A 243-nucleotide genomic window follows, 5' to 3' on the forward strand; every position below is an offset into this window, starting at 1 on the left:
GGATGGGATTCTCAGGCATAACCAGTCGACACAGCCTTAAAGGCTCCACTTAATGGACTTCAAGACCGGAACTTCACTGTTCGGATCATCGGCGCTCCATGGCAGATCTACTTCGGGCCCGGGGATCAAAATCTGATGATCGTCCAGGGCATCATAGATGGAGCCATAGTCCTCATCCGAAATGTTGCAAAGGTAGTAGTTGAAACAAGCTCCCATGGGTTTCGTTGGTCTGGTGGCTCTTTC

At 50.6% G+C, this 243-nt stretch carries 1 protein-coding gene; it reads right to left on the reverse strand.

Features of this window, described 5'->3' with window-relative positions; all coding sequences use genetic code 11:
• Window positions 1–36: 36 nt before the first annotated feature.
• Window positions 37–243 (reverse strand): hypothetical protein (locus ACYQ78_RS40025; RefSeq protein ID WP_459806221.1); only part of this gene is annotated, 207 nt, incomplete at its 5' end.

It is taken from the genome of Herbidospora sp. RD11066 (assembly GCF_054661255.1).